Source organism: Pseudomonas sp. B3G-3 (assembly GCF_028640915.1).
GTDB lineage: Bacteria > Pseudomonadota > Gammaproteobacteria > Pseudomonadales > Pseudomonadaceae > Aquipseudomonas > Aquipseudomonas chlororaphis_I.
The window spans coordinates 37,341-43,757 of the sequence record NZ_JAQZAB010000133.1; the positions used below are offsets into that span (position 1 = coordinate 37,341).

The 6,417-nt window shown below is 65.7% G+C and carries 5 protein-coding genes; 2 read left to right on the top strand and 3 right to left on the bottom strand.

The window, feature by feature from the left end; genetic code table 11:
- Window positions 1–129 precede the first annotated feature (129 nt).
- Complete coding sequence (locus tag PVZ80_RS30275) at window positions 130–1,518, bottom strand: GTPase/DUF3482 domain-containing protein (protein ID WP_273864945.1); 1,389 nt, start codon at window positions 1,516–1,518, stop codon at window positions 130–132.
- Window positions 1,511–2,890: a DUF2868 domain-containing protein gene (locus PVZ80_RS30280; protein ID WP_009051341.1), complete on the bottom strand. Its 1,380-nt coding sequence runs from the start codon at window positions 2,888–2,890 to the stop codon at window positions 1,511–1,513. Before PVZ80_RS30280 ends, PVZ80_RS30275 begins: the two co-directional genes overlap by 8 nt.
- 96 nt (window positions 2,891–2,986) lie before the next feature.
- Here PVZ80_RS30280 and PVZ80_RS30285 point away from each other — a divergent pair, with 96 nt between their 5' ends.
- On the top strand, window positions 2,987–3,499 hold the full coding sequence (locus PVZ80_RS30285) for a dihydrofolate reductase (RefSeq protein WP_009046056.1): 513 nt from the start codon (window positions 2,987–2,989) through the stop codon (window positions 3,497–3,499).
- A gap of 202 nt (window positions 3,500–3,701) precedes the next feature.
- Here PVZ80_RS30285 and PVZ80_RS30290 read toward each other — a convergent pair whose 3' ends face one another.
- Window positions 3,702–5,093: an L-cystine transporter gene (locus PVZ80_RS30290; protein WP_016704825.1), complete on the bottom strand. Its 1,392-nt coding sequence runs from the start codon at window positions 5,091–5,093 to the stop codon at window positions 3,702–3,704.
- Between the two features lie 240 nt (window positions 5,094–5,333).
- On the opposite strand from PVZ80_RS30290, the gene PVZ80_RS30295 reads away from it, so the two are divergent.
- Window positions 5,334–6,389: a phosphorylcholine phosphatase gene (locus PVZ80_RS30295; protein ID WP_053270140.1), complete on the top strand. Its 1,056-nt coding sequence runs from the start codon at window positions 5,334–5,336 to the stop codon at window positions 6,387–6,389.
- The last annotated feature ends 28 nt before the right edge of the window (window positions 6,390–6,417 follow it).

A 6,417-nucleotide genomic window follows, 5' to 3' on the forward strand; every position in this document is an offset into this window, starting at 1 on the left:
CGGACTTCAACGAGGGCGGCGGCGTCAACGGCTGGATGAACGTGGCGGACAACCGCAACGCCTACAGGATCAGTGCCGTCTGTAGGAGCGAGGCTTGCCCGCGATGGCGTCCGTTAGAACGGCGCTAACCTAATCCCCGACCACCAGCTTCTGCGCCAACACCTCGATCTGCTCCTGGCGCTCGGCCTGGCTCAGCCGCGGCGCCGGGTTGAGGGATGACCACTGCGGATGGGCGCGGGCCTTGTTCAGTGCCTCCGGCAGCTTGCCCTCGCGCCAGCTCTGGTCCTGGGGCGTGGCCAGCTGGATGCTGCCCAGCGCCGCATGACCGCGCACATTCAGCGCCTGCACCAGTTGCCGTTGGCGCAGGGCCAGCAGGCGCAGCACGCTGTCGTCCACGGTCAGCTCGCGCTGGCCCTTGAGCTTGCCCAGCAGGCGGCCGCCGTAGCTGCGGGCGGTTTGCAGCGCGCCGCCGGCGATCGCCCCGGCCAGGGCCGCCGCGCCCAGGGTCAGGCCGCCCACCAGCAGGTCGACGCCGGCCCCGGCCGCCGCGCCGGCGGCGATCCCGCCACCGACCCGCACGCCCAGCTGCTTGAGGGTTTCCGGGTTGAACAGGTCATCGCCCCAACGCCCGTCGAGCAGCGGCACATCGCTGGCGGCGGCATCCTGCGGGCGGAAGGCGTAGAGCTTGAGCAACGCCTCGACGCAGCGTTGTTCGCGCTGGCGCACGGCCTTGCGCAGTTCGCCGATGGCCTGCTGTTCCTGCTCGACCTCGCTGACCACGCTGCGCCGGCAGGCGGCGCAATCGATCAGCAGTTCGGCGATCAGCCGCGCGGCGCTTTGCTGGCGAGCCGCGCGTTGCGCCTGCTGGTCGGCGATCAGGCGTTCCAGCTGCGGCCGCGAGCTTTCCAGGAGCAACGCCAGGCTTTCATACAGCCGCCGCTCGCCGTCCTCCGGCGGCGCCACGCTGTCGAACCGCACCAGCGCGTGCAGGCCCAGGCGGGCCAGGGCTTCGCGCCAGTCCGGCTCGCGATGGTCGGCGCTGCTGACGAAATTCAGCACCGGCAGCAGCGGCTTGCCGCAACTGGCGAGGACTTCCAGTTCGTCGCGGTACTTGGCCAGTACCGGCTCGCGGGCGTCGATTACATACAGCCCGGCGTCGGAGTCCAGCAGCTGGCGCAGCACCTTGGCTTCCTGTTCGAAACGCTGGCGCGCCTCGCTGCCTTCGAGAAACCGCACCAGGCGGGCCGGGCCGTCCAGGCGCTCGCCGGGGTGCTCCAGGCGTTCCAGGTAATCGAGCAGGGCGATGGCGTCTTCCAGGCCGGGGGTGTCGTACAGGTCGAGCAGCGGTTCGCCGTCCACCGACAGCCGCGCGCCCTCGACATGGCGGGTGGTGCTGGGGCGATGGGAGACCTCGCCGAAGCCGACGTCCCGGGTCAGGGTGCGCAGCAGGGAGGTCTTGCCGACGTTGGTGTGGCCGACTACCGCCAGCTTCAACGGCGGTTTGCGAGGATCAGTCATGCCCGGTCTCCAGCCAGTTCAGCGGCACGCAATCGGCGAACGGCAGCTCCAGTTGTTGCAGGGCCACCTGCCAGTCACCCAGGCGTTCGGCGTCCAGCGCCTGGCCCGGTGGCGCCTGCAGCAGCCAGACCCGGGTGGCAGTGGCGCTGCGGGCCAGCTCGGCGATCAGCGCCAGGCTGCCACGGTCCGGCGAGCGCCGTGGATCGCAGGCGATGGCCAGGCGCGCCGGCGGAAAGCGGCTCATCTGTTCCAGCAGCTTGTGCCGGGATTCGCGGCTGTCGAGGATGCCGGCGTCTTTCACCGTGGCCGGCAATTGCGGTGGCCAGGGGCGCTGGTCGTCCAGTTCGATGGCCACCAGCAGGGCGCCATCGCTGTCCTGCGCGCTGACGCCGCCTTCGATACGGTGCAGCAAGTCGGGGGCGGCATCGTTGATCCCCAGGCGTTCGCTGCTGGGCATCAACGCTTCGCGCAGCTGGCTGTAGCCGGGGAGGTTGAGGTCCAGTTGCAGGCGCGCCTGCCCGTGCTTCCAGCGCCAGCGACAGAACAGCATCAACAGCAGGCGCGGCAGCACGCCGTAAATGATCAGCGAGGCCACCAGCCAGACGGCCCACATCTGGCGCACCAGTTCGGTGTTGTAAACATCCCGGGTGCTGGCGTGAATCATCTCTACGGTCGGTACGCCAAAACCTATGGCACGGGGTATGGCGGCGAGGGCGTTGGTCATCGCCACGAAGGCATCCGCGCCGAGCAGGGTGCTTTCCCAGTAGAACCCGTAGCGCTTGGTGATCAGCAGCATCAGCAGGATTGCCGTGGCGCTGAGCAGGGCCAGCAGCCACAAGCCGTTGACCAGGGTGCCGATGGCCCAGCGATTGAGTTTGCGCCGTTGCAGCAACAGCAGCAGGGCGGGCGCCAGCTGCGCGGCCTTGGCGTCGCGGGCGAGCTTGGCGCTGAGCCACAGCCACAGGCGGCCGAGGCTGGCGCCCTGTTCGCCGGCGAACAGCAGGCCCAGGGCCCAGCTCAGCAACAGGAGCAGGTTGAGACCGAGCAGGCTGCCCAGGGCCCAGAACACATTGACCGGCGCCTGCCCGTTGCCCAGGGCGGCGAAGGCCAGGCCGGCGCCGCTGACGATGGCCAGCAGCGCCAGCAGCATCAGCGCCAGGCGCGCACCCTGGACCCAGTGGCGCAGGGCAGCGGCCAGGCCGTCGCGTTCGGCCAGCCACAGCGCGCGGTATTGGAGGCGGCTCGCCAGATCGCCGCCAGCGGTGCGCGCCAGGCGATTGGCTTCCTGGTCCTCCAGGGCGCCGGCGTGTTCTTCACGCAGGCGTACGGCTTCGGTGAGCCAGAGTTTTTCCAGTGGGGTCAGTGCTGTCACACGTCATTCCGTTGCTCAAATGAGGGGTGAGCATAACCGCTGTCGCGCCGATCGGGGTACGTTGCGGGGCACCGAGCCTCTGGTATCCTCGCCGGCATGAAAAAATCTCTCCCTCTCAGCCTGATCGCGGCCCTCGGTGAAAACCGCGTGATCGGCGTCGACAACAGCATGCCCTGGCACTTGCCGGGGGATTTCAAATACTTCAAGGCCACCACCCTGGGCAAGCCGATCATCATGGGTCGCAAGACCTGGGATTCGCTGGGGCGTCCGCTGCCGGGGCGGCTGAATATCGTGGTCAGTCGCCAGGCCGACCTGCGGCTCGAAGGCGCCGAGGTGTACCCATCGCTGGAAGCCGCGGTGGCGCGTGCCGAGGAATGGGCGCTGGAGCAGGGCGTTACCGAGCTGATGCTGATTGGCGGGGCGCAGCTGTATGCCCAGGGCCTGGAGCAGGCCGATCGCCTGTACCTGACACGCGTGGCGTTGAGCCCGGAAGGGGATGCGTGGTTCCCGGAGTTCGATCAGCAGCAGTGGAAACTGGTGTCTGACGTGCCGAACCCGGCGGAAGGCGACAAGCCGGCCTACAGCTTCGAAGTCTGGGAAAGGGTTTAACCCCGTAGCCCTGTAGCCGCTGCCGAGCTCGCGAGGCTGCGATCGAGGACGAAGTCCTCGCAAAACCTGAGCGCGCGGTGTTTCAGGAAAAACAGGTTGTCTGGTTTTACGACTGCTTCGCAGTCGATCGCAGCCTCGCAGGCTCGGCAGCGGCTACAGGTGGCAGCCCCGTTCCGGGCGTGAACCCGGAACGGGGCTGGAATCAGGCCTGCGCCAGCTCCGCATGCTCATCGGCATCGAGCTTTTCTTTATCGGTCTGCTGCATGATCTGGCTGGTGATCGCACCGGCGGTCATCGAACCGCTGACGTTCAGTGCGGTACGGCCCATGTCGATCAGCGGCTCCACGGAAATCAGCAGCGCCACCAGGGACACCGGCAAGCCCATGGCCGGCAGCACGATCAGCGCGGCGAAGGTCGCGCCACCGCCCACCCCGGCCACACCGGCCGAACTCAAGGTCACTATCGCCACCAGGGTCGCGATCCACAGCGGGTCCAGCGGGTTGATGCCGACGGTCGGGGCCACCATCACCGCCAGCATCGCCGGGTACAGGCCGGCGCAGCCGTTCTGCCCGATGGTCGCGCCGAACGAGGCGGCGAAGCTGGCGATGGACTGCGGAATGCCCAGGCGGCTGGTCTGCGCCTCGATGCTCAGCGGGATGGTCGCGGCGCTGGAGCGACTGGTGAAGGCAAAGGTCAGCACCGGCCAGACCTTGCGGAAGAAGCGCAGCGGGTTGATCCCGGCCAGCGACACCAGCAGGCCGTGAACCACGAACATCAGGCCCAGGCCGATGTAGGACACCACCACGAAACTGCCGAGCTTGATGATGTCCTGCAGGTTGGAGCTGGCGACCACCTTGGTCATCAGCGCCAGCACGCCGTAAGGGGTCAGCTTCATCACCAGGCGTACCAGGCGGGTGACCCAGGCTTGCAGGGTGTCGATGGCGTTGACCACTTTCTGGCCCTTGTCGGCGTCGTCCTTGAGCAGTTGCAGGGCGGCGATACCGAGGAAGGCGGCGAAGATCACCACGCTGATGATCGAGGTCGGCTTGGCCCGGGCCAGGTCGGCGAAGGGGTTCTGCGGAATGAAGGACAGCAGCAACTGCGGGATATTCAGGTCGGCGACCTTGCCCGCGTAATCGCTCTGGATCACCTGCAGGCGAGCCATTTCCTGGGTACCGGCCACCAGCCCTTCGGCGGTCAGGCCGAACAGGTTGGTCAGGGCGATGCCGATCACCGCGGCGATGGCGGTGGTGAACAGCAGGGTGCCGATGGTCAGGAAGCTGATTTTGCCCAGGGACGAGGCGTTGTGCAGGCGCGCCACGGCACTGAGGATCGAGGCGAACACCAGCGGGATCACGATCATCTGCAGCAGCTGCACGTAACCGTTGCCCACCAGGTCGAACCAGCCGATGGAGGTTTTCAGGATGGGGTTGCCGGCACCGTAGAGGCTGTGCAGGGCAACACCGAAGACCACGCCCAGCACCAGCGCCAGCAGGACCTTCTTGGCCAGGCTCCAGGTGGTGTGACGGGTTTGTGCCAGGCCCAGCAGCAAGGCGAGGAACACCAGCAGATTGAGGATCAGCGGCAGGTTCATTGAGGCTCCATAAGACTTGTGCCAATCGCTTGTGGCTGCGATTGCGAACCGGCAAGCCTAACAGCTTGATATCTAATGAATTAATATCAAAAACGCATTGAGACTGTCGTTTTTGGAATAAGCCGCTGACGCTCAGGCACATGCCGGTGGCGGAATCAGGACGCGGGCGGTCGCCCACAGGCGAGGATTGTCACAGCGATTTGTTAGCGTCGATCTCTTTAAATCAGGGAGAAAACGCCGATGAAACTCACTCCGAAATTTCTGGTTGCCGCACTCTGCCTGGGCCTTGCCGGCCAGGTTCTCGCCACCGACTTGAAGCACTGGCCCGCGGAACAGGCCAAGCAACTGGACGCGATGATCGCGGCCAACGCCAACAAGGGTAACTACGCGGTGTTCGACATGGACAACACCAGTTACCGCTACGACCTGGAAGAGTCGCTGCTGCCGTTCATGGAGAACAAGGGCCTGATCACCCGCGAGACCCTCGACCCCTCCCTGAAGCTGATGCCGTTCAAGGACACCGCCGAGCACAAGGAAAGCCTGTTCAGCTACTACTACCGCCTCTGTGAAATCGACGACATGGTCTGCTACCCCTGGGTGGCGCAGGTGTTCTCCGGCTTCACCCTCAAGGAACTCAAGGGTTATGTCGACGAGCTGATGGCCTCGGGCAAACCGGTGCCGGCCACTTATTTCGAAGGCGACGTGGTCAAGAACACCGAGATCAATCCGCCGAAGATCTTCACCGGCCAGAAAGAGCTGTACAACAAGCTGATGGAGAACGGCATCGAGGTCTACGTGATGACCGCCGCCTCCGAGGAACTGGTGCGCATGGTCGCGTCCGATCCGAAGTACGGCTACAACGTCAAGCCGCAGAACGTCATCGGCGTGACCACCCTGCTCAAGGACCGCAAGACCGGCGAGCTGACCACCGCGCGCAAGCAGATCACCGCCGGCAAATATGACGAGAAGGCCAACCTCGGCCTGGAACTGACCCCTTACCTGTGGACCCCGGCGACCTGGATGGCCGGCAAGCACGCAGCGATCCTGACTTACATCGACGAGTGGAAAAAACCGGTGCTGGTGGGTGGCGACACCCCGACCAGCGACGGCTACATGCTGTTCCATGGTGTCGACGTGGCCAAGGGCGGCATCCACCTGTGGGTCAACCGCAAGGACAAGTACATGGCCCAGATCAACGGCATGATGGCCAAGCATGCCGCGGCCCAGGCCAAGGAAGGGCTGCCGGTGACGGCGGACAAGAACTGGGTGATCGTCAAGCCGGAAGATATCCAGTAACAGCGGGTTGAACCCATCGCGGGCAAGC

Coding starts and splice junctions, on each gene's coding strand:
- PVZ80_RS30275 (WP_273864945.1), bottom strand. CDS start 1,518: ATGACTGATCCTCGCAAACCGCCGTTGAAGCTGGCGGTAGTCGGCCAC.
- PVZ80_RS30285 (WP_009046056.1), top strand. CDS start 2,987: ATGAAAAAATCTCTCCCTCTCAGCCTGATCGCGGCCCTCGGTGAAAAC.
- PVZ80_RS30290 (WP_016704825.1), bottom strand. CDS start 5,093: ATGAACCTGCCGCTGATCCTCAATCTGCTGGTGTTCCTCGCCTTGCTG.
- PVZ80_RS30295 (WP_053270140.1), top strand. CDS start 5,334: ATGAAACTCACTCCGAAATTTCTGGTTGCCGCACTCTGCCTGGGCCTT.